Here is a 24109-nt window from a genome sequence, read left to right as displayed (position 1 = left end):
CACGCTGGCCGATCCGATCGCCCGGCCCCGAGCCACGCCCGCCACGTTGCCGACATCCTCGGCGTAGGGACCGGCCCGGTGTCAGCGACTCCGGCCGGTCAACTTTTCGGCCGCCGCCTGGGCCATCCGACGTGTCGCCGAGCCAACGTCGAAACGACTGACTCGGAGGCGAAATTGGGCAGGACGGATCGCCGAAGCGATATTGCTGAAACCCACAGCTCGGGGTGCCTCCGGAACATTGTCGCCAAGTGCGGGGCAGTTAGCCCAGGCGGCGGGGGCCGGTGTCGAAGCGGCTGGGTTCGGGGCCGATGCGGGCTCGGGCATAGAGGATGGCGGCGGCGTTCGGGGAGGCGAGGACGGGGTCGAAGGATAGTTCGCGGATTTCTGGGAGGTCGTCGAAGAGGGCCGAGACGCGTTGGGCGAGTTCGGCAAGGGCGGGTTTGTCGACGCGCGGGCTGGCAGGGGTGCCGGATAGCAAGGGGGCCGCGCGGGGAGCGTCGATGAGAGCGGTGGCCTCGTCGGCAGTGAGCGGGAGGGCGCGGTAGGCGCGATCGCCGAGAAGTTCGATGATCATGCCGGAGAGGCCGAATTCGATGACCGAGCCGAAGGACGGGTCGTCCTGCACCCGCAGCACACAGCCGACGCCCGGGTTGGCCATCTTCTGGATGTGCACCGCCGGATCACCACACAGCTCGACCAGGTGCGAATAGGCTTGGCGCACGGCCTCCGGACGCCACAGGTCCAGTCGGACACCGCTGAGATCCGGTCGCCGCCGCCACATTTCGCCGGTCGCCTTGGCCGCCACCGGATAGCCGAGTTCCTCGGCGGCCGCCACCGCCTCATCGGGGTTGCGGACCTCACGGAACTCGACGACGCGAATGCCGTAGCAGTCCAACAGGTCCACCGCTTCCAGATCGGTCAGCCACCGGCCATCGGAATCGCGCATCCATCCGGCGACCAACCGCTCGGCCCGCTCCGCATCAATGCCCGTCGGGCGCACCACCGTCGAAACCGGTTTCGTGCGCCACTGTGCGTACCGGCGCGCCTTGGCCAGCGCACGAGCGGCCCGCTCCGGATCCGGATACGACGGAATCGACCCACGCGCCGCCGTACCGCCCGGACCGCGCACCGCGAGCAGATTCGGAATCCCTTGCTCAGCAACGAAAGTGGTGAGAATTGGTTTGCCGGAATCGGGCACGGCCACCGCGGCCTCGCGGATGGCATCGGCGAATCCGGCCATCGGCAGCGGCACCGGCGGCGCGAAAACCACAATCACCGCATCGATCTCATCCGAGCGCAGCGCTGCGACCACTGCGTCCAGATACGCGCCCGGCGTCGCATCCGGACCGAGATTCACCGGATCGCCGACCGACTCCTCGTCCACCACCCGTTCGGTGGGGCGCGGACGACGAACGTCCTCCGACGCCACCGCGTCGGGCCGCCGCACCTGCAGCCCCTCTCCGCGCGCCGCGTCGACGGCCAGCCAGTTCAATGCCGCGCTATTGCCGATCACGGCGACCCGTGGACCGGCGGGCAGCGGCTGATAACCCAGCAGCGCGGCGCAGTCGAACAGCTCCGAAATCGAGTCGACCTGAACGATTCCCGACTGTGCGAACAGGTCACGCACGATCGAGCGGTCCATATCGCCGGTCGGCTGAGCCCGTGCGGCCAGCCGGCCGCTACTCACCGCGACGATCGGCTTGCTGCGTGCGACGCGACGCGCGATCCGGGAGAACTTGCGCGGATTACCGAAGCTCTCCAGATAGAGCAGGATCACATCGGTGGCGGAATCGGTGTCCCAGTACTGCAGCAGATCGTTGCCGGACACGTCGGCGCGATTGCCCGCCGAGACGAAGGTCGACAATCCCAGGTTGCGTGCGGCGGCCTCACCGAGGATCGCCGCACCCAACGGCCCGGACTGACAGAAGAATCCGATGCGCCCGCGCCCGGGCAACACCGAGGCGAGGGTCGCGTTCAACGAAACTGCGGCGTCGGTGTTCGCGATGCCGAGTGCGCTCGGCCCCACCACCCGCATCCCGTGTCCGCGCGCCGCCTCGACCAGTTCGTGTTCGGCGACCACACCACCGGCGCCGGTCTCCCCGAAGCCCGCGGTCAGTACGACCAACCCCTTGACGCCCTTGGCCATACAGTCGTCGAGGACCGAACCGATCGCCTCGGGGGGGACCGCGACCACGGCCAGATCCACCTCGTCGGGAATATCGCGCACGGTGGGATAGGCCCGTACCCCGCGCACCGATCTACGGTTCGGATTGACCGGGAACACCGGCCCCTGGAACACCCCGGACAGCATATTGGCCAGGATCACCCCACCGACCCGGGCCGGGCCGATGGTGGCACCGATCACCGCGACCGAACGCGGCGCGAGCAGATTGCCCACACTGCGCGCCTCGGAGGCGCGTTCGCGCGAATCCCGCACCCAGAGCAGGGCTTCGGTGGGATCGATGGCGAATTCCAGATGCAGCACCGAACCGTCCCTGCTGCGCTCCACCTGATAGCCCGCGTCGCGGAAGACGGTGACCATCACCGTGTTCTCGGCGAGTACCTCGGCGACAAAGGTTTCGATCTTGTTCTCGGCGGCCGCCCCGGCCAGATGTTCGAGCAGGATCGAGCCGAGTCCGCGCCCCTGGTGTTCGTCGGCCACCACGAACGCGACCTCGGCGGCGCGTGGTCCGGGGCGGTCGGTCAGGAGTTCATAGCGGCCGACCGCGATGATCGCCTCCCCGAGCACCAGCAGCAGCCCGACCCGGTCGTGATGGTCGACGTGGGTGGAGCGGTACAGATCCTTCGGCGAAATGCGTGGGTACGGACCGAAGTAGCGCAGATACCGGGTGCGATCCGACAGTGCCGCGTGGAACTCCTGCAGCCGATCGGCGTCATCGGGTGTGATCGGACGCAACCGCACCACGCCACCGTCAGAGGCCAATACATCGGCGAACCAGTGCTGCGGCGGCGGTGGCGGCACTACCGGAGTGCTCGCCGAATCCGGAATGGGCGGGTTCTCAGTCACGGGGGTCCTCCGGATCCAGTCCGAGCAACCCGAAGGTGGCTCGGCGCGTAGCCAATACGGCCGTATCGATAGCGCGTTGCGCGCGGTCGATGCGCGCGTCCCCAGTTTCCCCGGTGCCGCCGGGTCCATCCCATCGGCGGAACGAGATGTCACCACCGTCACCCATGGTGCGCGGCGGATCGACGGTCGGGGCCGCCGCCCGGATCAGTTCGATCCAGTCCTGCGGCACCGCGGTGTCCGGTGCGATGGTGCGATCCAGTGCGGTCGCCAGCAGATGCGTCCAGGCCCGCGGCACGACGCGCACCAGGCCATAGCCGCCGCCACCGACGGCGAGCCACCGGCCTTCGGCATACTCGTCGGCCAGATCACGCATGGCGATGAAGGCGGCGCGCTGACCGTCCACGGTCAGCTCCATATCGGCGAGAGGGTCCTCGCGATGGGTGTCCACACCGCATTGGCTGACCACGATCTGTGGCCGGAACGCTGCGAGTGCGCTGGGCACGATCGCATGGAAACCGCGCAGCCACTGGGCATCCCGAGTGCCGGGCAGCACCGCCAGATTGATCGCGGTGCCCTCGGCGGCGCCGTGTCCGGTCTCCTCGGGCCACCCCGTATTCGGCCACAGGGTCGCCGGATGCTGGTGGAGCGAGATCGTCAGCACCCGTGGGTCGGCGTAGAAGGCGCGCTGCACGCCATCGCCGTGATGCACATCGACATCGATATAGGCGATGCGGTCGTAGCCGTGGTCCAGGAGCCAGGAAATGGCCACGGCCGCATCGTTGTAGATGCAGAATCCGGCGGCCGAATCCGGCATCGCGTGGTGCATACCGCCGCCGATGCTCACCGCGCGCCGGGTGCGGCCCTCGGCGATTTCGCGCGCGGCGGCCAACGTGCCGCCGACGATCACCGAGGCCGCCTGATGCATCCGCGGGAACACTGGATTGTCCGGTGAGCCGAGGCCATACGGTGGTGCCAGCGGCGCACCCGCTGGCTGCGTGGCATGTTCGACGGCAGCGATGTAGTCGGCGGTGTGGATGCGCAGCAGATCCGACAGCTGTGCCTGCGCCGGCACCAATGGCTCGACACCGGCGAGCAATCCGAGACTTTCCGCGAGCGCCATGGTGAACTTCAGACGCGCCGGTTTCATGGGGTGTTCCGGCGTCCATGCGTAGTCGAGGAATCGGTCGGTCCAGACGACGGTCCCCGGTCGCGACTCGAGATCACCTTCGTCGAGCGGCGCGGAGTGTTCGCCGCGCGGTGCAGTGGCCATGCTCGCAACGCTACGCGGGAAGCTAACCGCCCCGTTGGACGTTCGTATGCAGTAGAAATACAAGCATGTGCGAACACGGCGACCAGCCGTGCGCCGACAGAATTCCCACAGCGCAGTCACCGGTGTAGCGCGAGACGACGCGGCACGCGGGGGTGCCGACGTGCGTGGGTAGAATTCGTGCCGACGAAGGGTTAACAGGTGAAGGATCTGGTCGACACCACGGAGATGTACCTCCGTACCATCTACGACCTCGAGGAAGAGGGTGTCGTGCCCCTGCGCGCGCGGATCGCCGAGCGCCTCGAGCAGAGTGGTCCGACAGTGAGCCAGACCGTCGCGCGGATGGAACGCGACGGTCTGCTGCTGGTCGCCGGTGACCGCCATCTCGAGCTGACCGAGAAGGGCCGCAGCATGGCCGTCGCGGTCATGCGCAAGCATCGCCTCGCCGAGCGGCTGCTCGTGGACATCATCGGGCTCGACTGGCAGAACGTGCACGCCGAGGCCTGCCGCTGGGAGCACGTCATGAGCGAGGACGTCGAGCGGCGGCTGGTCGAGGTGCTCAACCATCCGACCACCTCCCCCTATGGCAACCCGATTCCGGGCCTGGACGAGCTGGGCATCGCCCCGCCGAACGCCGCCGAGGAGACCCTGGTGCGGCTCTCGGATCTGCCGCACGGTCAGGTGCACGCGGTCGTGGTGCGCCGCCTCGCCGAGCACATCCAGACCGATCCGGAGGTCATCGGCCAACTGCGGGAGGCGGGTGTGGTGCCCGATGCCCGTGTGACGGTCGAGACCAAGCCCGGCTCGGTGGTCATCACCGTGCCCGGCCACGAGGGTTTCGAACTCTCGGATGAAATGGCCCATGCCGTCCAGGTGAAGCTGGTCTGAGGCGTGAAACTTCTGGTTACGGGTGGCGCGGGCTACGTCGGTGGTGTCTGCGCGCAGGTTCTGCTCGAATCGGGGCACGAGGTCGTGGTGGTCGACGATCTGTCGACCGGCAATGCCGAGGGAGTGCCGACCGAGGCGCGCTTCGTGGAGGGTGATGTCGCGGTCGCCGGGCCCGCACTGCTCGAGGCCGAATCCTTCGACGGTGTCCTGCATTTCGCCGCGCAGTCGCTGGTCGGCGAGTCGGTGCAGCAGCCGGAGAAGTACTGGCAGGGCAATGTGGTGAAGACCCTCGAGCTGCTGGAGGCGATGCGCCGCACCGACACTCCGAAGCTGGTGTTCTCCTCGACCGCGGCGGTCTACGGCGAACCGGAACAGGTGCCGATCACCGAGGACGCGCCGACCCGGCCGACCAACCCCTACGGCGCCTCGAAACTCGCCATCGACCACGCCATCACCTCCTATTCGATCGCGCACGGTCTGGCCGCGACCAGCCTGCGCTACTTCAATGTCGCGGGCGCCTACGGCGGCCTCGGCGAAAACCGTGTGGTGGAAACCCATCTCATTCCCCTCGTGCTGCAGGTCGCCCTCGGTCATCGCAAGGCGATTTCGGTCTTCGGCACCGATTGGCCGACACCGGACGGCACCGCGGTCCGCGATTACATCCACATTCGCGACCTCGCCGAGGCCCACCTGCTCGCCCTGGCCACCGCGGAATCCGGCACACATCGCATCTTCAATCTCGGCAGCGGCACCGGATTCTCGGTGCGCGAAGTGATCTCGGCATGCGAACGCGTCACCGGACTGCCGATCACTGCCCAGGACGCCCCCCGCCGCCCCGGCGATCCGGCCGTCCTCATCGCCTCCAGCGACCGTGCCGTCACCGATCTCGGCTGGCGCCCACGGCACAACGACCTCGACGAAATCGTCGCCGACGCCTGGGAATTCCTCCGGGACCTGGGTCCGCTCGCACACAGCGCGAAGTAGGACGCTGGGCCCTACTCACCCGGTGGTCGCGCACCGACGCAACCACCGGGTGGCTCGCCTCGAGCGTCATCCGATAACCGGGCCCAGGTCGATGCCGAAGTCGGCGGCGATACCGAGGCCGCAGTATGCCAAGCGGCGCAGCGTGTCCGGGCGCATACCGGTACGCAGGGAGATCTCGAGCAGGTTCGCCATGGAGTGGTCCGGATCGGCGTCCAGGGCGGCTTGCAGGGCGATACCCGCGAGGGGACCGTCGCCGCGGATGTAGGCGCTGTAGCCGAGCAGGGTCGCGGCATCGGCGCGATCGCTGCCCGAAAGTACCTGCACCATCGCCACCCACAGACTTTCCGCGGCGGCGGCGTGGTCGCCGATGGCCAGACCGAACAGGGCGTCGCGGACGATCCGATCACGCAGCGCGGCAGCCAATTCCGCGTATTCCCGGGCGGTGAGGGCCGCCCCGGAGTCGGTGTTGGCGATCTGCCACAGCATTTGTTCCAGTGCCCGCCGGTGATAGCCGTCGGGATCGCCGCGCCGGACGGCCGCCGCATACCGCTCGTACGCGATGGCGCGGGCGCTGTCGAGATGTGCCGCCACGTGCGGCGCCAGCCCTTCATCGACAGCAACCAGATCGGTCAGCTCCGAACGAGTCCCGCGGATCGGCCGTCCCTCCAGCACATGTGCCACCGTGACCATCGAGGTGGCCGGATCCGGCAGCGTCCCATGGTGATTCGCGTCGGGCAGACTCCACCACCGCTGGTCCGCCTCGATCGCGCGTACCGCCCACGCGCCCTCCAGATACACCTCCTGTGCCGCGAGCCGCCGGGCGAACGCGGCGATGAGTGTGCCCAACGGCCCGGCACTCGCGCCGTGTCGGCGTGTGCGCTGCGGTTCGTGCGCCCGGTCGTCGACGATCACCGCGAGCACCTCCGTCGCCCCCTCCGCGGCACAGATCTGCGCGACGCATTCCGCATACGCCGCCGCGAGACCCCGGCGACCGCCGTCGGGATCCAGATCGAATCGCACCACCGCATCAATGATCGGACTGTGGCCCGGATCCGGCGCAGCCCGCAACACGGCCACCACCAGCGACCGCTCCGGGACGAACCCGACCATCGCGGGCACTGCGACGATCAATTCGCCGGGATCATCGACATGCAGTGCCCCGGCTGGGCCACGATCGCCGAACATCGGCGGCGGCTCCGCACAGGTACCCGTCGCTCGCCCGAAACCCCTTGTGCACTCCGTGGATTCCTCATCGTCGACACCGGAGTCGAAGTCCGGCACCGAGTCGATCCCGGAGCGTGCGACGGCACGCGCGTGCCCGGATCTGCGGAGGTGAACGGCTGGGCTCGAGCACAAACCAGCACGGGCGGATGGACCGTCGTCGGGGTCGCCGAGGGCGGGAACGGGATTCGTGAAAGTTGTCATGCACCGAGAGTGCGCTGCCGCGAATCCCGGCCCGAGACACTGACCTGGGCATATCCGGACATTATTTTGCCCTGTGGAAATCGGTTGATCTGTGGACGATTCGGCCTGCGGAGGCGAAACAGCGATAACCGTGTCGGTGCTACCTGCTATCGTCGCGCCGCGAGCTCCCGACGCCGATCGGCGAAACCCGCATTCACCCCTTCTTCACCTTCCCCACCGCCGTCGTGAACAGCTCATCCAACGCCGCCGTATCCGGTTGCGCATCGCTGAACGACATGTAGGTCACCGCGATTCGCACATCGCCGATCTGGCCGGTAAGCGTCTGCATGGACTGTGTCAGGCCCGGCATGCTCACCTGCGGTACCACCGTCCGGTGCAGCGCGAGGGTGTCGTCGGCGTCGATCGGCGGCGGCGCCTGCAGTTCGGTGGTCACCGTCGTCGTCGCACCCGCCCGGCTGACCCGCATTTGCTGACACCGCCGCAACTGGTCGCGCAATGCCGACAGCGGCTGTCCGGTCCTGGTCAACTCGACGGTGATCGTGGCACGCGTCTCGTTGTCGGTGCCCACCGCGACGGCCGTCTGATTCGGGCCGAATTGCTGCGCGGGCGGGGCACATCCATCAGGTTGCACCGTCGAGCCGCGCCCGACCCCGGTCAGATCCCCCGATGCCTGCGCGGCCGCCTCGGGTGGCAGCACCACCGCCTCGTACCGGGCCGGGAACTGTGTGGTGTCGGGCAATAGTGTCGAAAGCTGCGCCGCCACATGCTGGATCACCGCACTCGGCCCCGCGGCGACCGGATGCCCGGTCACCGTCGATGCGCACCCCGTGAGCAGCGCCGCACTCGCGGCGAGGGACGTCCACCCCGATACCGCGAATCCGCGTGGCCCCCTGCGCGTCGAATTCGGCACAGTCACCGTTTTACTGTGCCAAACTCCCCGTGCCCACCCACGATGCCACGCCGATCGTTGCGAGTGCCCTGCGAGCAGTCTCCAGCGGCGGCGGTCCGGCCGGGAATGCGCGGGACACCACCGATGTTGCCCTCTCTTATGGGTCGGTGTCGCCCGTGGTAACCGGTGTCGGTGTCATGGGGGACAATGGACAGTGGTTGACCGCCGCGAAATGCCCAACAGGCCTAGGACCTGTAAGTTCTCGGCACCAGGCGGCTCGCATAGGTGAACCGCGCAGGAAGGAGTACGCGATGGACCACGAGTCGCGAATGTACGAGTTGGAGTTCCCAGCTCCACAGCTGTCGTCCGACGATGGCTTGGGTCCGGTTCTGGTACACGGACTGGAGGGCTTCACCGATGCCGGGCATGCGGTCCGGCTGGCCACCACGCACCTGCGCGAGAGTCTGGAGAGCGAGCTGGTCGCCTCGTTCGATGTCGACGAGTTGCTGGACTACCGGTCGCGTCGCCCGTTGATGACGTTCAAGACCGACCACTTCTCCGACTACGCCGAGCCCGAACTGAATCTCTGGGCGCTGCGCGATACGTCGGGCACCCCGTTCCTGCTGCTTTCCGGGCTCGAACCGGATCTGCGGTGGGAGAAGTTCACCACCGCGGTTCGTCTGCTCGCCGAACAGCTCGGCGTGCGCCGCAGCATCGGCCTGAGCGCGATTCCGATGGCGATCCCGCACACCCGCCCGCTCGGCATCACCGCGCATTCCTCGGACCGCGATCTGATCGCCGACCACCAGCGCTGGCCGGGCGAGCTACAGGTGCCGGGCAGCGCGTCGTCGCTGTTGGAGTACCGGATGGCCCAGCACGGCCACGAGTCCGTCGGATTCTCGGTGCATGTGCCGCATTACCTCGCGCAGACCGCCTATCCGGAGGCCGCGCAGACCCTGCTGGAACACGTCGCCGACAATGCTGGCCTGGAAATCCCGCTGGCAGCGCTCGGCGAGGCCGCGGCCCGGGTCCGCGAGCAGGTCAACGAGCACATCGCGGGAAACTCCGAGGTAGAGACGGTCGTGCACGCGCTGGAGCGCCAATACGACAGCTTCCTCAGCGCACAGGAACGCCAGTCCAGCCTGCTCGTCGGCGATGGTGAACTCCCGAGCGGCGACGAATTGGGCGCGGAGTTCGAGCGCTTCCTGGCCGAGCAGGGCGGCTACGACGGGGACGAGGGCGAACAGTCCAACTGACCCGATCACCCCGACCGGGCCGTAGACACCAGCCCGTAGGGTGGTCGGAGTGGATCTGACCGAACTGCTCGAGATACCGGGAACCGACGCCGACGCGCTCTACGAATCCTTCGGGGGCTGGGCGGCCGAGCAGGGCACCCCGCTCTATCCCGCGCAGGACGAGGCGCTGCTGGAGTTGGCGTCCGGATCCAATGTCATCCTGGCTACTCCCACCGGGTCCGGCAAATCCCTGGTCGCCGTCGGCGCGCACCTGTTCGCGCTGACCCGCGGTCTGCGCACCTACTACACCGCCCCGATCAAGGCCCTGGTCAGCGAGAAGTTCTTCGCCCTCTGCGATGTCTTCGGCGCGGACCGGGTCGGCATGGTGACCGGTGACGCGGCGGTGAATCCGGAGGCGCCGATCATCTGCGCCACCGCCGAGATCCTGGCGAATATGGCACTGCGTGAGGGCGCCGCCGCCGATGTCGGCCAGGTTGTGATGGACGAATTCCACTTCTACGCCGATCCGGACCGCGGCTGGGCCTGGCAGGTGCCGCTGCTGGAACTCCCGCGCGCCCAATTCCTGCTCATGTCGGCCACTCTCGGCGAGGTCGACTTCTTCGCGGCCGATCTGCGCCGCCGCACCGGCAATCCGACCGCCATCGTCGCGGGCACCGAACGCCCTGTCCCGCTGAGCTTTTCCTACGCGCGCACGCCCATCACCGAAACGTTGGAAGATCTCGTCACCACCAACCAGTCACCGGTGTACGTCGTGCATTTCACCCAGGCCGCGGCACTGGAACGCGCGCAGGCGCTGACCAGCGTCAACTTCGCCACCCGCGCCGAAAAGGACGCCATCGCAACGGCGCTCGGCGATTTCCGGTTCTCCTCCGGTTTCGGCAAGACGCTGTCGCGGCTGATCCGCCACGGTATCGGCGTACACCACGCGGGCATGCTGCCCAAGTACCGCCGTCTGGTGGAGCGTCTGGCCCAGGACGGTCTGCTCAAGGTGGTGTGCGGCACCGACACCCTCGGCGTCGGCATCAATGTGCCGATTCGCACGGTGCTGCTCACCGGCCTGACCAAATACGACGGTGTGCGCACCCGCAGGCTCAAGGCGCGCGAATTCCATCAGATCGCGGGCCGCGCGGGCCGGGCGGGCTACGACACCATGGGCACCGTCGTCGTGCAGGCCCCCGACCACGAGGTGGAGAACACCCGGCTGCTGGCAAAAGCGGGCGACGACCCGAAGAAGCAGCGCAAGGTGGTGCGCAGGAAACCGCCGGAGGGCTTCGTGTCCTGGAGTGAGGAGACCTTCGACCGGCTGGTCGCCGCCGCCCCCGAGCCGATGGTGTCGCGCTTCGCGGTGACCAACTCCATGCTGCTCAATGTGATCGCCCGTCCCGGCAATTGCTTCGACGCCATGCGCCACCTGCTCGAGGACAACCACGAACCACGTCCCGCCCAACGCCGCCATATCCTGCGCGCCATCCGCCTGTATCGCGCCCTGCGCGACGCCGGTGTTGTGCAGCAACTTCCGGAACCCGACGCACAGGGCCGCCGCGCCAGGCTCACCGTGGACCTGCAGCGCGATTTCGCCCTCGACCAACCCCTGTCACCGTTCGCCCTGGCCGCGCTGGAACTGCTCGACAAGGACGCTTCCGGCTACACCCTCGACGTCATCTCCCTCATCGAATCGACACTCGAGGATCCGCGCCAGCTGCTCATGGCCCAGCAGCACAAGGCCCGTGGCCAGGCGATCAACGAGATGAAGGCCGATGGCATCGAGTACGACGAACGCATGGAGCTGCTGGAGGAGGTCACCTGGCCCAAACCCCTCGCCGAGCTGATCGAGCCCGCCTTCGAGACCTACCGGGCCGGGCACCCCTGGATGTCGGAGTTCGCCCCGTCCCCCAAATCGGTCGTCCGGGACATGATCGAGCGCTCGATGACCTTCGCCGAGCTCATCTCGCACTACGAACTGGCCCGGTCCGAGGGCGTGGTACTGCGCTACCTCGCCGACGCCTACCGCGCGCTGCGCCGCACCGTCCCGGAAGCCGCGCGCACCGAGGACCTCGACGATATGACCGAATGGCTCGGCGAACTTGTCCGCCAAGTGGATTCGAGTCTGCTCGACGAATGGGAGCAGCTCACCAATCCGGGCGCGGAGACCGACGCGGATCAGCTCGCGTTCGGCGCGGAGTCGGTGCGTCCGATCTCGGCCAATGAGCGTGCCTTCAAGGTGATGGTCCGCAACGCCATGTTCCGCCGCGTCGAACTGGCCGCCCTGCGTCGCTGGGAGACCCTCGGCGAGCTGGGCCAGGGCCCGGACTGGGAAGCGGAGCTGAGGCCCTACTTCGACGAGTACGACGGCATCGGCACCGGCCCGAACGCCCGCGGTCCGCAACTGTTCCAGGTGGAACAACGCCCCGGTTTCTGGCACGTGCGCCAGGTCCTCGACGACCCGTCGGGCGACCACGGCTGGGCACTGGCGGCGGTGGTCGATCTTGCCGAGTCCGACGCCGCGGGCGAGGTCGTATTCGACGAGGTCACGGTAGTCGCGGGGTGATCATGGTCAAGGTGTCATCAACGAGTTAGTTAACCGGGGCTTCGCGCTGATACTCTCTCGCGCGGTGCCTGAACGACGGCCGCCCCCCAAACGACGGAGAGTTCCCTTAGATTGACCGGCTCAAACCTGCCCGAATCGCCCTATCTGGTCATCGACCCGGAGCGAGTGCGCGAGAACTATCGCGCACTCGCAGCAGCGGTACCCGGAGCGCGAATTCGCTTCGCGGTCAAGGCGAGCCCGATCCCGGAACTGATCCGCCTGCTCGACGAGGCGGGCGCGGAGTTCGACGTCGCCAGCGTCGGCGAGATCGAACTCTGCCTGCGCGCAGGCGTCGACCCGGCCCGCATGTGCTACGGGAACCCGATCAAGAAGGCCGCCCATATCGCCACCGCCTACGCCGCGGGCGTGCGCCGGTATGCCTTCGACACCGAGGACGATCTGTTGCGGATCGTCGAGCACGCGCCCGGCTCGGAGGTCGAATGCCGGTTCCTGTCCGCGGCGCCGCAGTCGACGACGCCCTTCGGCACCAAGTTCGGCTGCTCGCCCGCCGAGGCGCTGCGGCTGCTGGTGCGCGCCCGTGATCTCGGACTCATCGTCGGGGGGCCGTACTTCCATGTCGGCTCCCAGCAGACCGACCCGCGGGCCTGGCGCATCGGAATCGAGCAGGCCGGGCACATCGCTGCAGCATTGGCGGACAAAGACATTTCCGTACGCTCGGTGAATATCGGTGGCGGCCTGCCCATTTCGTACGTCGAGGCGGCGCCCGCACTCGACGAGATAGGGGCCGTGATCGCCGCGGCCACCGCCGAATACCTGCCTGAGACCGCCGGACTCGTCGTCGAGCCCGGCCGCGCGCTCGTGGGATCGGCCGGCACCATTCACGCCGAGGTCATCGGCGTGCGCATCGCGCCGGACGGACGGCGCTGGGTGTATCTCGACATCGGCCGCTACAACGGTATGGCCGAGACCGAGAACGAGTACATCGCATACCGCTTCGTCACCGAACGTGACGGAGACCCCGTGGACGAGGCGGTGGTGGCCGGACCGACCTGTGATGGCGACGATGTACTGTATCAACGCACGAAGGTCCTTCTTCCGACCTCGTTGCGAGCCGGTGATCGCATCCAGATCCTCGATACCGGCGCCTATACCGCGAGCTATTCGTCGGTGTCCTTCAATGGTTTTCCGCCCTTGACCGTTCATGTCTCGGGCGCTGAGCGAGAGTGAGTTTGCCCATGACGGCGGAATTCACCGGCTGGCATGTGCTGGCCGAGTTCGGTGGTGTCGACGTAGATCTCTGCGACGATCTCGAACGACTCGAATCGGCGTTGCGCGAGTCTCTGATCGCGGCGGGCGTCACCATCTGCGATGTCGTACACAAGAAGTTCGATCCGCAGGGGGTGACCGTCCTCGCGCTGTTGTCGGAGTCCCACGCCTCGATTCACACTTATCCGGAGTCCGGCGACATCTTCGTCGACGTCTTCACCTGCGGAAGTATCGGCGCAGGCGCGTCGAAGGCGGTGGAGCTACTGCGAGATAAGTTGTCTCCCAAGGATGTTCGGATGCAGGTCATCCAGCGCGGGCACGGCTCCACGCGGATCGAGGAGCCGGTCGGCAACGGCCTGACCCGCATCTGGGATCTGCACGAGGTCCTCGTCGACACCTATACTCCGTTCCAGCACATGGTGATCGCACGCACCGAACAGGGCATCAGCCTGTTCTCCGACGACGATCGCCAGTCCACGGAGTTCTCCCAGCTGACCTACCACGAGGCGATGATGGTCCCCGCCTTCGCGCTGGCCGCGAAGCTGGACAAGGTCCTCATCGTCGGTTCGGGTGAGGGTGTGGCCAGCCAGATGTCGGTTGCCGCGGGCGCGACACTGGTGGATCACGTCGATATCGATCAGCGCGAGGTCGAGCTGTGCGCCGAGCACCTGCCCTACGGCTACACCAACGACGAGCTGGCCGCCGCGGTGCGCGGCGACGGCCCGATCAAGGTGCACTACGCCGACGGGTGGGACTTCCTGGCCGAAGCGGCTGCGGCGGGTACCCGCTACGACGTCATCGTGATCGATCTGCCCGATGAGCGGGTCGAGGATGCGCAGCACAACCGCCTCTACGAATCGGAGTTCCTGTCGCGATGTCGGGCACTGCTCGCGCCCGGCGGCGTGCTGAGCGCGCAGGCCGGTTGCGCGACGATGTGGCGCAACGAGACGCTGAAGCGGTCCTGGAAGCGCTTCCACGAGCAGTTCGCCACCGTGGTGCAGTACGGCAGCGATGAGCACGAGTGGACGTTCCTGTTCGGGTTGAACGAACGGATCGACGACCCGGTACCCGCGATGACCGAGCGACTGGCCACGCTGCCCTACCGCGCCGAGACGGTCGACGCGCGGGCGCTGGTGCGCGGCGCGATCGAACCGCACGCGCTGCGCGTGTAGCAGTACCCTCGAATCGCACCGGCTCCCAAGGAATTTCAGCTTTGGAGGCCGGTGCGATTCGGCGTTGCCGCGCGAAACCCATCGCGCACACCGGGGCACACATTTTCCCACGTGGCACGCCTGTTGGGGTGGATGCTGCTGCGTTACGGCGGTGGTGGTGGGCCGCTGCACCGTTGGATGGGCAATGATGTTGTCTCGTGGTGGATTACACGGTGGTCTTCGATCGGGTGCGAGGCTCGCTATTAGGTGGGGCGATCGGTGACGCGCTCGGATGGCCCATCGAATTCCTCGAACTGAATCAGATTCGCGAACGGTATGGCATCGAGGGGGTGCAAGGCTATCTGCCCCAGCATGACGCGGGTGCGCCGCAGCAAATTACCGATGACACCCAGATGACGCTGTTCACCGCGGAGGGGCTGTTGCGGTGCGCGCCGGGCGCCGATCCGGTGCCAGCATTGCGACGGGCATATCTGCGCTGGTTACAGACCCAGGGACAAAGCGGGCCCGCAGTCGAGGTCGACGGTTGGCTAGCGAGTCTGCCGTTCTTGTATGCCGCTCGTGCGCCGGGCAATGCCTGCATGTCCGGACTGAGCCAGCAGACACGGGGATACCTCGCGCCGTACCCGCTCGGCGAAGCTGGTCCGGTGAATCCGGGGTCGAAGGGATGCGGGACGGTCATGCGGTCGGCACCGTTCGGACTCGCCGGTATGGGGCCCGATCTCGCATTCACCGCGGCCGCGCGGAGTGCCCAACTGACTCACGGACATCCCACCGGATATCTCGCCGCGGGTGCGCTCGCGGCACTGATCGATCGCGTGGTGAGCGGTGTAGAGCTACCGATTGCATTGCGACAGACCATTACTCAGCTCACAACCTACCCAGCAGGTGCGGAGACGGCCGCGGCGCTGAACCTGGCTGCCGAGCTGGCCGAGCAGCCAGCCAGCGCCGAACAGGTCGAGCGGGTCGGCGAGGGATGGATCGCCGAGGAATGCCTCGCCATCGCCGTGTACTGTGCCCTGTACGCGGCTCGAACCGGCGATGTGCGCAGGGCATTGCTGCTATCGGTGAACCATTCCGGTGACTCCGATTCCACCGGTGCCGTCACCGGCAACCTGATCGGCGCCGCTCACGGTTTCTCTGCGATGCCGCGGGACTGGATGTCCGGGGTCGAGGGTTGCGATGTGCTGATCCAAGTCGCCGATGACCTCGTCCTGAACTATTTCATCGGCGACCGGTCGATACTGGGTGGCCGATACCCATTCGATTAGGGACTCGTGCGCAGCCGCAGCGCCCATTCCCGCCTCGATCCCGCGGGATCCTCGGGCAAGAATGGGCGCACAGGCCAACCCTCGAACCTATGACTGCTTGCGCCAGTCCTCGACATTCATTCCGCCGATGCCCCAATCCGTCAGCGCGACTTCATCGATCACCACGAACGTGGTCGCCGGATCCTTGCCGAGCACATCACGCAGCAGCTCGGTAACCCCTTTGATCAGCTGGGACTTCTGGTCCCGCGTGACGCCCTCATCGGTGACTTTGATATTGACGTAAGGCATTACGCAGCCCTTCCTGAGATGAACCCGCCGTCGACGGGGAAGATGTGACCGGTGGTGAATGCGGCGTCCGCGAGATACAGCACCGCCGCGGTGGTTTCGCTCACCTCGCCGATGCGGTTGAGCAAAGCCAGCCTGCCCGAAGAGGTTTCGTCGCCGTCGCCGAAAATCGGTGTGCGAATGATCCCCGGGGCAACGGCATTTACACGAATCCCGTCCGCGGCGAGCTCCGCCGCCAGGCTCGTTGTCAGCGCGTGTACGCCGCCCTTGCTGACCAGCGCCGCGGATGCGGGCAGACCCGCCAACGCGTGGTTGATCAGCACCGTCCCGATATTCACGATGCTGCCACCGGTTTTCTGTGCTCGGAGCTGGCGTACGACGGCCTGGGTGGTGAAGTAGGTGCCCTTCAGGTTGCCGTTGAGGTAGCTGTCGAGGTCCGCCTCGGTGACATCGACGAAGGGTTTGGCTCCGAAGATCCCCGCATTGTTCACCAGCACATCCACCCGGCCGAAGCGCTCGACCGCGACGCGGACCAGCTCGGTTCCCGTTGCGGGAGAACCGATATCGCCGACGAAGACGGCGATCCGTTCCGGCGCGCCCAGTGCGTCCGCCACTGCCGCGAGCTTGTCCGCATCGCGCCCATTGAGCACGACGTTTTCGCCGCGCTCGACGAAGGCCCTGGCGATATCGCGTCCGATCCCGCTGGAGGATCCGGTCACGATGACCGTCTTTGCGCTCACCATAATTCTCTCTCTTCCTAGTGATACTTCTTGATACGACCGGTCGTCTTGCAACAGGCGAGCGGACAGCGGAAAGGGCCAACCCCACTCAGGCCAGGAAGTAGTCGTCCAGCAGTCGACGCAGACACTTGTGCAGCGGCTCGAGCGAACGCTCGATCTTCATTCTGATCACCGCGCCCTCCCATGACTCCAGCAGCAGATCGGCCAGATCGGTGGCGTCGATATCGTCGCGAACGGTGCCGAGTTCCTGGGCCCGGCGCAGCGCCACCGCCACCCCGTCGCGCCAGGAATGCCATGCTCCGGCCAGAGATTCGCGCAGCACCTCACTGCCCTCGAGCTCGCCACCGAGGTTCGCGATCAGGCACCCACCCGTGAACTCCGCTCGCACGAAGTCATCCATGAGCCGCGCGAAGAATGCCCGCAACCCGACGATCGGATCCGCTGACGACCCGAGCGCCTCGGCCAGATTCCGCTGCACGCACAGCGAATGATGGTCGATGATCGCGCGGCCGAAACTTTCCTTGCTGTCGAAGTAGTTGTAGAACGACCCCTTCGGCACCCCGACCGCATCCAGCACCTGTTTGATGCCGGTCCCGTGATAGCCGTGCGTCAGGAATCCGGCAGCCCCCTCCTCCACCAGAAGCTGCCGGGTGTCCTCACTGCGTCGCGGTCGCGCCATGGAGTCAATATATGACCGGTCGTCTTGGAATAGCAAATCGGAGCCTCAGAGCGTCCGCCGCCATTCAGCGCAGTGCAGCACGAACGAGGCCAACTGCTCGGTCGCGAAGCGGTCGGCATACCAATCCTCCTGCGCGACAATCGAGGTCCATACATATGCCCACACGGCATCCGCGCCGAGCGCGACCCGCCGCAACTCGTATTCATCGTCCTCGAAGGCGTCGAGCACCGCCCACTCCCCCGCATCGAGCCCGGATAGCACCACACCCCGCGCCACCCCACCCGCGGCGGGCACCAATCCCGGATAGACCCGCCCCGGCAACGTCGCCACCCGCCACCCGGCCAATTCCGCACCGACCAACTCCGGGCACCGCCCGATCAACTCGACCAATACCTCGGGAAACCGCAGCGTTCCGTAGACGAACAACCGATCGGCGTCCGTCATCACGATCGATCGCCCGGTTGCCGACCGTTCGCCCAGCACGAACGTGCCCGATTCGTCCACCGGATCCCTGGAACTGTCCACCAGCGGAGGTTACGCCGCAGGGCACGCGGACGGCGGCTACCGCGAAATCGCCGCCCGCACGCGTACCGTGCCACCAGGACGCACTGCGAGAGGAAAGGCCCGCATGATCCGGCGCAGGCTCGCGGCGGGGATCGCCGTCGCCACCATGATCGTCCTGGCAGGGTGCACGAATGCGGCCGACCGCCGCCCACAGGCGGATCGGCTACACGCCGAGATCAGCGCCATGCCGGGCGTCGACAGCGTCACGGTCGACTACGCCAACGACTCCACCCAGGGCACCTACCTGGACCTGACCATATCGATGCGCAAGGCTTCCGAGGCGCAGATCGCGGATGTGGTCGACTGCATCAACGCGATCAAGCGGCACGATTTCGACAACTTCCAGCAATCTGCCGACTTCACCGTCGGTGATCAACTGGAGCTGAAACTCGATGCCGCGTTGGATCCGGCGCGAATCAGTACTCGCGCCAACATGTTACGCGAACTGGGCGCGAGCCTGCCCGGTTCCGCCATCACCTGGTCGACCTCCACGATCGAGATCGAAAAGTCACCGCCCACAACGGATTCCCTCGCAGCGGTGCGCACCGTCCTGGGCGGCGATCGCGCACAGGTCACCATCAGACCCGCGAACCGCGCCCCGGGGTGGACCGTCGACCTTCCGTTCAGCACCCAGCAGGAACACGACATCCAGGCCCTGCTCACCGATCTCCCGGCCCAGGTTGCCTTCGTTCACGTCACCGATGGACATATCGCGAATCTTTCCGTCGGAGTGCACAGTCCGGACACTGCCTACCAGGACCTGACCGCCATCATCGCCAGCACCCGAACCTCCGAACACCCGATGGACCTGCGTTGGAACTGGGGCAGCTACACGCCGGACAAACTATTCACCGGCAGCGTCAAGATCGCTGGATGCACTGAGCGCGACAGCGCCGCCGACGCGCACCCGGAGCGTTACCTCACCCCCGATGCCATCGCCCTCCAGGGCCGACTCCGCAGCGAATTCGAGATCTGCAACTAGCGCGCCCTATTCCACGAGATGCGCATATTTCGTGCGCAATTCGCGCTTGAGGATCTTGCCGCTCGGATTCTTGGGCAACTCCTCGGTGAAAGCGATGTACTTGGGCACCTTGTAGCCAGCCAACCGGGTGGCGCAATGGCTGACCAACTCCTCGGAGCTCATGGTTGTTCCGTTGCGCGGCACGACGATCGCGGTCACGGCCTCGATCCAGTACGGGTGGGCCAGGCCGATGACGGCGGCTTCGGAGACACCCGGATGCGCGTAGAGCACCTCCTCGACCTCACGGCTGGCGACGTTCTCGCCACCGGTCTTGATCATGTCCTTCTTGCGGTCCACCACCGAGAGGTATCCGTCGGTATCCATGACGCCGAGGTCCCCGCTGTGGAACCAGCCATCGCGGAAGGCTTCCGCGGTCTTGTCCGGGTCGTTCCAATAGCCGAGCATGGCTTGCGGTGAGCGGTGCACGATCTCGCCCACCACGCCCGGCGCGACCGGAACGCCTTCGTCATCGACGATTCTGGTCTCGACATTGAGCGCCGCGCGACCGGCCGAGCCAGGCCTGCTCAGCTGGTCCTGCGGCCCGAGAACCGTGGCCAGCGGAGCCATTTCGGTCTGGCCATAGAAGTTGGTCAACCCGACCCCGGGCAGCCGTTGCGCAAGTTCGGTGAGCACCTCCACCGGCATGATGCTTGCCCCGTAGTAACCCTTGCGCAGCGAGGACAGGTCGTAGGTTTCGAATTCGGGACTGCGCAGCAGTGAAACCCACACGGTCGGTGGACAGAACAGCTTGGTGACCCGCTCCTGCTCGATGGTGCGCAGGATGGTCACCGGATCCGGTGCGCCGAGGATGATGCTGGTCGCGCCGAGATAGATGTCCGGGGTCAGGAAGCAGTGCAGCTGCGCGCAGTGATACAGCGGCAGCGCGTGGATCTCGATGTCATCGGCGCTCATCCCGCCGTCCACGATCGCGCTCACGTATTGCGCGATCAGGCTCCGGCTCGATAGCATCGCCCCCTTCGGCCGCGATTCGGTGCCCGAGGTGTACATCAGCTGCACGGGATCGTCATCACCGATGGCGATATCGGGTTCGGACGAGTCGGGATGATCCTCCCACCGCGCGATGTCCTCCCAGCCATCGGGAGGCGGCGCACCGATCCACCCGCGCACCCGAATCATGCTCTCGCCCACCTGCTGCACCGCGACCAGCGCCTCAGCGGCCAGCCCATCCTCCACGATCAGCCCGCTGGCTCCGGAGTGCCGCAGGATATAGGCGACCTCATCGCCCTTGAGCATGAAATTGATCGGCACCGACACCGCGCCCAATCGGGCCAGCGCAAAGTACACCAGTACGAACTCCCGCGAGTTACGCGCGTAGATCGCGATCCGATCCCCTTGCTCCACACCACGTTCGGCCAACGCATGCGCCACCCGATTCACCGCCGCATCGAGCTCGGCATATGACTCGCGCCGATCCCGCCACACCAGCGCCGTCTTCTCCGGCACCCGGGCAGCACTGCGCCGCAACAACTCCCTCAGCCCCTGACCGCGAGCACCCGCCGTGTCCATACGCCCAACCTCCTACGCAATCGCCACCACCCGACCGTCCAGTCCCACTCACCAGGAACCTCACCGCACGGACAATCGGTAGTTGTCTTCCGACACTGAACACATGTAGCAGCCGAGAATGCGCTGATACAGGTATTTCGGCACAACTGCGTAGCTGATCGACGCGGCCGACCTCTGGCGTTGCGAGGGCTGGAGCCTCGCCGCGGTCGCCGCCACCGAAGGCACCGTCGCCGACGCTCGCCAAACCGATCTCGCCGAACAACAAAGACCCGAGCCGCCATCAAGACGCACCTGGTGCACGCGTTCACCACGCTCGACGTCGCGCTTGAACGGGGCTGCTGCGGTTGAACGGACCTCAGTCGGCGAGATAGCGCAGCATCACCACGGTGTTGAAGTGCCTCGTCTCGACCAATCGGAGCTGGACGCGCTTGTCCAGTGATGGGAACAGCGGTGTGCCACCGCCGAGCACTACCGGCGAGAGGAACAACTGGTACTCGTCGATGAGCCCGTGTGGCATCAGCGAGGCCGCGAGGCTCGCGCCACCGACCTCCATCACGCCATCGCCTCCGGCCTTGAGCCTGCGGACCTCCTCGACCGCGTTCTCACGGACCAGGGTGCTGTTCCAATGGACCTCGGTGAGCGTCCGGGAGAAGACAACCTTGGGCTTCTCCGTCCAGAGCTCGCCGAACTCGCGCTCGATGCGCGACGCGTTCTCGGGCACGTGCGGCCAGTACTCGGCCATCAGCTCGTACAGCCGACGGCCGTGCAGCGAGACCTCGATCTCGCGGTACCTGTCGTTGTGGAACTGGTGCAGTTCCTCGTCGGGGGTAGTCCAGTCGATGCTGCCGTCGCGGTCGTTGACGTAGCCGTCCAGGGACACGCCGATCCCGTAGATCAGTTTCCTCATAGCCGGGTAGACCTCCTACGCGCTCGAAACTCATCGGTGCTCATCGGAGCTCACCTCATAGGATGCCGCGGCTCGCCCCCGCGCACCGGACTCAGACTCCGCACGGGCACGCAGTCCGCCTTACCAGCACACGTCCTCAGAACCCGCAAACTACATCCGAACAGGACACTCTTCTCCCTAATTGTCCATTCCGGCTCAATTCTTCGATTGAAATATCCTCGAGCTGCGATCCGAAATGTTTGTTGTGTTCGGTTGTGTCGTCTTGTTCGGATCAAATATTCGGATTTTCTGACAGGTCGTGGAACCCAGTGATCCCGGCCAGCCCTTCCGACAGCCGCCGCGAGGCCAACCGGCTTTCGGCGAATGGCGGAGGCTAGCGAAGGGTGAAGCTGTGGACGCCATGGGCGCCGATGACCGTTGCGCGGGCAAAGTAGTCGCCGAGGGCGTCGGCGAACGGGCGGGGGTCATCCAGCACAAGCATCGCCGGGCTGTCGATGAACCTCCCCGCGGCGCAGTCCGGATTGCAGTCATTCCGATGCTGGGTGCCGTGACCGACGGCCTGGGCGCCACTCCACATATCCCAGGTGATGTCGTTGATCATGTTATTCCCGTCGGCGCAGGTCAGGGTCAGTGAGGGCGGTTCGATGACATAGGGTCCCCCACAGTCGCTGACCATCGCGCCCGGCATCCCCGGGGTGTCGGACCACGAGGCCGAGGCGGATGGGACCGTGAGAACCCCCGCGCCTGCGGCTGCGGTAGTGGCGGCGATGATTGCCGCCCGGAAGATCGTGCGCTCGTGAGTGCTCATCGACATCGGTCCTCTCGGCCGGAGTGTCGGCCTTGTGGCGGTCATGGCTCTGCTCATCGTGCCCGCCCATCATCCCACCGGACATGTCGTTGAGGAATGATTCAGGACAGTCGCACAACGAATCAGAAATAACACCCGAATCGCGGCACGGATTCGAACCTCCCGGCTGTCGGCAAATGCCTTGCAGAATCCGCCGGCAAACTCGACGCACCAGTGTCGGCAAGCCCAGGGACAGCAGCTAGCGACCACGATCGCGACCAGTTCCAAGTGCACGGTGCCAGCATCTTACGCACCGAGCCTCCATTATCAGCTCTTGCCAGTGAGTGAGCGCTTCGGCGGAGTCGGCCCACGGCGTCCCATGTAGCCGCTGATCGGTTGTCCGGCACGGTGACTCGACAAACTTCGGCGGACCGCGCCTTTCTGCCGATGTGCGGGCATTTCCCCAGCCGTCACGGCGGCTTTCCGGGTCCCGACTGCGGTTTGTGCGGGAGGATTCGCCCGCAGCACTCCGAGGCTCGTGCCGAAAAGCACTGAGCCTCTGCCCTGCCCGCAGAGACGCATCGGGATCGATGCCCCGCATCGCGCGGCGAGCAAGGGTAGCGTCAAGTGGCACGACACGAAGGAGGAGTCGTGCCCGAATCGAATGATCACGATGGCCCGCAGCTACCATCTGAGATCGAAACGTCTTCTGCCGGAGCACATCTCGGGAATCCCGTCGCGACGTACCCGTGGCGGATGCCACCGATTCCCTGGCGCGGCTACGCGATGTGGGGCACCCTTACGGTCATCCTTTGCGGAACGTGGGGATATCTGGCGGGAGCCGCCGTAGGCGCGGTGTGGGCGGCATTGTTGTTCCTCATGCTGGGTATTCCGCTCGTGCTTCGCCGCCGGTCGCGGTTTATCGACATCAATGCGCAGTTGGCGCTCTATGAGCACGGCCTCGTGGTGGTGGGTGCGAACGGAACCATCCGAGTCGCACGCTACGACAGCACGCTCGCCTACCTGTACGGGTATTCGGACGACACTTTCCAGCGCGAGGCCGATCGCCCGAAGTATTACACCGGCACCCTCACCGACATTGCGGGACAAAGCATTCCGCTCAACGGGTTCTTCGAGACCGACTTCTGGCTACGCGGCGGGTACACAGACCCGCAGTATTGGGCTTCAACAATCCACGATGGCATCGTAAAAGCCTGCTTCGCCTCCGCCGCAGCAGAACTCGACGCAGGCGGAGCCCTCGACTTCGGCCCGATCCGCATCTCCGCGACCGACATTTCCGCCAACGGCCAGGCCGTCCCCTGGCCCAGCGTCCAGGAGATAAGTGTCGATGCCGGGCGAGTCGGCATAACTGTCGACGGAAAATGGAAGCCACTGAAAGGCGCAGCACTTGAATTGATTCCGAACTTCCGGCTGTTCACCGCACTCACGGACCACCGACGCCACCAAGCGAAGCCGGATGAACAAGAGCCCCACAACAACGGTGAGCCGCAAACCGACTGATCAGCCGAACGTCGCTCGTCTGCACCGCACTTGAACACAGGATTCTGCGGGCGAGCCAGATTCCGTCGTACCCGACCACAGGTCGCT

20 protein-coding genes are annotated in these 24109 nt (G+C 66.1%); 9 read left to right on the top strand and 11 right to left on the bottom strand.

Going from position 1 to position 24109, the window contains the following annotated elements; all coding sequences use genetic code 11:
* Window positions 1–259: 259 nt before the first annotated feature.
* Window positions 260–3028 (bottom strand): GNAT family N-acetyltransferase, encoded by a 2769-nt coding sequence (locus ABZW16_RS04905; RefSeq protein ID WP_354952270.1) that lies wholly within the window; start codon window positions 3026–3028, stop codon window positions 260–262.
* A complete protein-coding gene (locus ABZW16_RS04900) occupies window positions 3021–4175 on the bottom strand; it encodes an acetoin utilization protein AcuC (RefSeq protein WP_354952286.1) in 1155 nt (384 codons plus the stop codon). Before ABZW16_RS04900 ends, ABZW16_RS04905 begins: the two co-directional genes overlap by 8 nt.
* A gap of 321 nt (window positions 4176–4496) precedes the next feature.
* Here ABZW16_RS04900 and ABZW16_RS04895 point away from each other — a divergent pair, with 321 nt between their 5' ends.
* Complete coding sequence (locus tag ABZW16_RS04895; protein ID WP_354952268.1) at window positions 4497–5183, top strand: iron dependent repressor, metal binding and dimerization domain protein; 687 nt, start codon at window positions 4497–4499, stop codon at window positions 5181–5183.
* Between the two features lie 3 nt (window positions 5184–5186).
* Window positions 5187–6167, top strand: coding sequence for a UDP-glucose 4-epimerase GalE (gene galE, locus ABZW16_RS04890; RefSeq protein ID WP_354952266.1), 981 nt, complete (start codon window positions 5187–5189; stop codon window positions 6165–6167).
* A gap of 66 nt (window positions 6168–6233) precedes the next feature.
* Here the strand turns inward: galE and ABZW16_RS04885 are convergent, their stop codons facing one another.
* Together ABZW16_RS04885 and ABZW16_RS04880 are read right to left on the bottom strand one after the other, a co-directional pair.
* Window positions 6234–7592 carry a DUF4192 domain-containing protein gene (locus ABZW16_RS04885; RefSeq protein ID WP_354952265.1) on the bottom strand — a complete coding sequence of 453 codons (1359 nt, stop codon included), beginning with the start codon at window positions 7590–7592 and terminating at the stop codon, window positions 6234–6236.
* A 193-nt stretch (window positions 7593–7785) separates the two neighbouring features.
* The gene (locus ABZW16_RS04880) at window positions 7786–8508 is read right to left on the bottom strand and encodes a DUF5642 family protein (RefSeq protein ID WP_354952263.1); all 723 of its coding nucleotides are present in this window, start codon (window positions 8506–8508) and stop codon (window positions 7786–7788) included.
* Between the two features lie 284 nt (window positions 8509–8792).
* Between ABZW16_RS04880 and ABZW16_RS04875 the strand changes: the two genes are divergently transcribed.
* The 5 genes from ABZW16_RS04875 to ABZW16_RS04855 all read left to right on the top strand — a co-directional run bounded on the left by ABZW16_RS04875 (window position 8793) and on the right by ABZW16_RS04855 (window position 15991).
* Entirely contained in the window at window positions 8793–9737 is a 945-nt protein-coding gene (locus ABZW16_RS04875) for a PAC2 family protein (RefSeq protein ID WP_354952261.1), read from the top strand.
* 49 nt (window positions 9738–9786) lie between these two features.
* Entirely contained in the window at window positions 9787–12285 is a 2499-nt protein-coding gene (locus ABZW16_RS04870; RefSeq protein ID WP_354952260.1) for a DUF3516 domain-containing protein, read from the top strand.
* Window positions 12286–12411: 126 nt separating this feature from the next.
* On the top strand, window positions 12412–13512 hold the full coding sequence (locus ABZW16_RS04865; RefSeq protein ID WP_354952284.1) for a type III PLP-dependent enzyme: 1101 nt from the start codon (window positions 12412–12414) through the stop codon (window positions 13510–13512).
* A gap of 8 nt (window positions 13513–13520) precedes the next feature.
* Window positions 13521–14723 (top strand): adenosylmethionine decarboxylase, encoded by a 1203-nt coding sequence (speD, locus tag ABZW16_RS04860; RefSeq protein WP_354952258.1) that lies wholly within the window; start codon window positions 13521–13523, stop codon window positions 14721–14723.
* A gap of 197 nt (window positions 14724–14920) precedes the next feature.
* Complete coding sequence (locus ABZW16_RS04855; RefSeq protein ID WP_354952256.1) at window positions 14921–15991, top strand: ADP-ribosylglycohydrolase family protein; 1071 nt, start codon at window positions 14921–14923, stop codon at window positions 15989–15991.
* Between the two features lie 87 nt (window positions 15992–16078).
* Here the strand turns inward: ABZW16_RS04855 and ABZW16_RS04850 are convergent, their stop codons facing one another.
* From ABZW16_RS04850 to ABZW16_RS04835, 4 genes are all read right to left on the bottom strand, one after another.
* A complete protein-coding gene (locus ABZW16_RS04850; protein ID WP_354952254.1) occupies window positions 16079–16279 on the bottom strand; it encodes a 4-oxalocrotonate tautomerase family protein in 201 nt (66 codons plus the stop codon).
* Window positions 16279–17019: an SDR family NAD(P)-dependent oxidoreductase gene (locus ABZW16_RS04845; RefSeq protein ID WP_354952252.1), complete on the bottom strand. Its 741-nt coding sequence runs from the start codon at window positions 17017–17019 to the stop codon at window positions 16279–16281. The genes ABZW16_RS04850 and ABZW16_RS04845 overlap by 1 nt, the downstream gene beginning before the upstream one ends.
* A gap of 85 nt (window positions 17020–17104) precedes the next feature.
* Window positions 17105–17695, bottom strand: coding sequence for a TetR family transcriptional regulator C-terminal domain-containing protein (locus ABZW16_RS04840; RefSeq protein ID WP_354952250.1), 591 nt, complete (start codon window positions 17693–17695; stop codon window positions 17105–17107).
* Between the two features lie 45 nt (window positions 17696–17740).
* Window positions 17741–18220, bottom strand: coding sequence for a gamma-glutamylcyclotransferase family protein (locus tag ABZW16_RS04835; RefSeq protein WP_354952248.1), 480 nt, complete (start codon window positions 18218–18220; stop codon window positions 17741–17743).
* 103 nt (window positions 18221–18323) lie between these two features.
* Here ABZW16_RS04835 and ABZW16_RS04830 point away from each other — a divergent pair, with 103 nt between their 5' ends.
* Entirely contained in the window at window positions 18324–19241 is a 918-nt protein-coding gene (locus tag ABZW16_RS04830) for a hypothetical protein (RefSeq protein ID WP_354952246.1), read from the top strand.
* A 6-nt stretch (window positions 19242–19247) separates the two neighbouring features.
* On the opposite strand, the gene ABZW16_RS04825 is transcribed toward ABZW16_RS04830, so the two are convergent.
* The 3 genes from ABZW16_RS04825 to ABZW16_RS04815 all read right to left on the bottom strand — a co-directional run bounded on the left by ABZW16_RS04825 (window position 19248) and on the right by ABZW16_RS04815 (window position 22522).
* The gene (locus ABZW16_RS04825; protein ID WP_354952244.1) at window positions 19248–20807 is read right to left on the bottom strand and encodes an acyl-CoA synthetase; all 1560 of its coding nucleotides are present in this window, start codon (window positions 20805–20807) and stop codon (window positions 19248–19250) included.
* Window positions 20808–21162: 355 nt separating this feature from the next.
* Complete coding sequence (locus ABZW16_RS04820) at window positions 21163–21714, bottom strand: dihydrofolate reductase family protein (protein ID WP_354952242.1); 552 nt, start codon at window positions 21712–21714, stop codon at window positions 21163–21165.
* A 373-nt stretch (window positions 21715–22087) separates the two neighbouring features.
* Window positions 22088–22522, bottom strand: coding sequence for a hypothetical protein (locus ABZW16_RS04815; protein ID WP_354952240.1), 435 nt, complete (start codon window positions 22520–22522; stop codon window positions 22088–22090).
* Window positions 22523–23152: 630 nt separating this feature from the next.
* Between ABZW16_RS04815 and ABZW16_RS04810 the strand changes: the two genes are divergently transcribed.
* A complete protein-coding gene (locus tag ABZW16_RS04810) occupies window positions 23153–24022 on the top strand; it encodes a DUF6585 family protein (RefSeq protein WP_354952238.1) in 870 nt (289 codons plus the stop codon).
* Window positions 24023–24109: the final 87 nt, after the last annotated feature.

It is taken from the genome of Nocardia sp. NPDC004604, assembly GCF_040609795.1.
GTDB lineage: Bacteria > Actinomycetota > Actinomycetes > Mycobacteriales > Mycobacteriaceae > Nocardia.
The sequence above is the reverse complement of the archived record's forward strand: the minus strand, read 5'-3'. Positions and strand labels throughout refer to the sequence as shown.

Coding starts and splice junctions, on each gene's coding strand:
- ABZW16_RS04885 (WP_354952265.1), bottom strand. CDS start 7,592: ATGACAACTTTCACGAATCCCGTTCCCGCCCTCGGCGACCCCGACGAC.
- ABZW16_RS04845 (WP_354952252.1), bottom strand. CDS start 17,019: ATGGTGAGCGCAAAGACGGTCATCGTGACCGGATCCTCCAGCGGGATC.
- ABZW16_RS04850 (WP_354952254.1), bottom strand. CDS start 16,279: ATGCCTTACGTCAATATCAAAGTCACCGATGAGGGCGTCACGCGGGAC.
- ABZW16_RS04825 (WP_354952244.1), bottom strand. CDS start 20,807: ATGGACACGGCGGGTGCTCGCGGTCAGGGGCTGAGGGAGTTGTTGCGG.
- ABZW16_RS04900 (WP_354952286.1), bottom strand. CDS start 4,175: ATGAAACCGGCGCGTCTGAAGTTCACCATGGCGCTCGCGGAAAGTCTC.
- ABZW16_RS04875 (WP_354952261.1), top strand. CDS start 8,793: ATGGACCACGAGTCGCGAATGTACGAGTTGGAGTTCCCAGCTCCACAG.
- ABZW16_RS04830 (WP_354952246.1), top strand. CDS start 18,324: ATGATCCGGCGCAGGCTCGCGGCGGGGATCGCCGTCGCCACCATGATC.
- ABZW16_RS04840 (WP_354952250.1), bottom strand. CDS start 17,695: ATGGCGCGACCGCGACGCAGTGAGGACACCCGGCAGCTTCTGGTGGAG.
- ABZW16_RS04815 (WP_354952240.1), bottom strand. CDS start 22,522: ATGAGCACTCACGAGCGCACGATCTTCCGGGCGGCAATCATCGCCGCC.
- speD (WP_354952258.1), top strand. CDS start 13,521: ATGACGGCGGAATTCACCGGCTGGCATGTGCTGGCCGAGTTCGGTGGT.
- ABZW16_RS04820 (WP_354952242.1), bottom strand. CDS start 21,714: ATGAGGAAACTGATCTACGGGATCGGCGTGTCCCTGGACGGCTACGTC.